The organism is Salinivibrio sp. PR5 (genome assembly GCF_001996085.1).
In the GTDB taxonomy this organism is placed as follows: domain Bacteria; phylum Pseudomonadota; class Gammaproteobacteria; order Enterobacterales; family Vibrionaceae; genus Salinivibrio; species Salinivibrio proteolyticus.
In genome coordinates, this window is record NZ_MUFK01000094.1 from 1 (window position 1) to 1,711 (window position 1,711).

2 protein-coding genes are annotated in these 1,711 nt (G+C 38.7%); both read right to left on the reverse strand.

Annotation, left to right across the window (positions count from 1 at the left end; genetic code table 11):
- A partial coding sequence (locus BZG82_RS16550) for a hypothetical protein (RefSeq protein ID WP_206744451.1) occupies positions 1-384 on the reverse strand: 384 nt, incomplete at its 3' end.
- 26 nt (positions 385-410) lie between these two features.
- Positions 411-1,703: a transglycosylase SLT domain-containing protein gene (locus tag BZG82_RS15995; protein WP_077766316.1), complete on the reverse strand. Its 1,293-nt coding sequence runs from the start codon at positions 1,701-1,703 to the stop codon at positions 411-413.
- Positions 1,704-1,711 lie beyond the last annotated feature (8 nt).

The following is a 1,711-nucleotide window of genomic DNA, read 5'->3' on the forward strand; positions in this document are numbered from 1 at the left end:
TACTTGTTCTACACCAGCAATTTTAACAATAGAAATCTGTTCGATCTGGCTTTTGTTAATCGAAATATTGGTTACTTTTTTTGAAATTTGTTCGAAAGAGGAACCCGATAGTTTCCTGTCTATTGAGTCATTTATCTTTTGATAACTCTTCTCTAAAATACTGACCTTAGTATCTAAGTTTTGGGCTAAAGTATTTCGGGCTAAAGAAATGGCATGATTACGATCTACAGAAAAGTTTCCTGAATAAACAACACAATTTGATGATGAAAACCCGTTCGCATCAGTTGGATTTAGAATCCAGTTAGGAACACTGTTTACTGGATTGATTTCTACTTTTTCAGTATTTTCATAATTATGCTTATTCGTACAGCCTGATAGGATCAATACACTAAATAATGTTGTAATGNCTATTACATGGTTGAGTTTGATTTTGAATCATAGATTTTCATTCTTTCGCTAACCTTTTTGAGATAATTTCGAGTCTCTTTATATGGTAAGTGATTAATAAGATGTTGATATACTTCTTCAGAGCTCATGGAGTTAATTTTCTTAATCGCACTGGCAACATTTCGCTCACCAAATGCTTTTGCAACATTACCTGACCCGGTGTTGTAAGCCGCGATCACGCTGTAGGTCGCACTTCGTGGATCTTTAATGCCTTTTAGGTATCGACTCTGAAGAATTTTTAGATACGCCGTGCCAGTTTCGATGTTCAGGTTAGGATCGTATAATTCACTCGATCTCATCGGCTTATCTTTGCCTCGATACAGCTTATTCACGTCATGACCTGCGGTTGTCGGTACGATTTGCATCAGCCCATATGCGGGTACATAAGATTTAGCCTTCGGATTGAAATGCGACTCCTCATGCATGATCGCCAAAACAAGTGCAGGTGATAGTTTACGCTTTGTACTTTCTTGTTGAATCGCTGGCAGATACTGGTTAGCACGGCTCGCCAGTGAGGATTTTGGAATCTTGATCTTATATTCAACAATTTTCTGGGGCTGTATCTTTAGTTTCTTCTCTTGTTTAACTAACTCTTGCTCCAAAGCATAAACGCGTTTTTCTTCCTGCTTCATAATTTGTTTTTTTTGTTCAACTATCACTTGCTTTTTCTTTTTCTCACTTAACATCGTGCTTTTTTCAGCAGAAAATATATCAAGTTGACTCATTTGGCGCTCAGTTTGCGCCTCAACATCTCTCTTCACCTCTTCTAAAGCCGTTGGTTCTACTTTAATTTCCTCGACAAAAATCGTAGCAGGATCAGCTTTTTTAGGTTGGTTAACACCAATATCTTCAAACAACTTAGCGTTTTTCTCGATCACGGCATTGACGGTGTCGGCTTCGACAACTAAAGCTTCGGCTTTCTCTTCTTCTGCCGACAGTAAGTAGCTAACCGCAATCTCTCCTTTCGCTAAATCAACAACGGTTCTTGCGTTATGTTGCTCGTCGTAAACCACCACAACATTCGGAGAAGATATTTTGGTGTCACCCCATTTTTGAATCGAGACCTTTTGCTTATTGTCCCAATCTGCTGAGTATGCTTGCTGCCATTGGTTGAATTCTTGTATTTGCTCGGCATACCATTGTTCGAATTCTGCACTATCATCCATGGCTAATAGCTTGACTTCTCGATCTAGCTCTGCGAAAGGGTCATAGGCATAACTGACTTTCATCATTAATAGGTTCAATAGCAAAGGCAGTAAAAAAT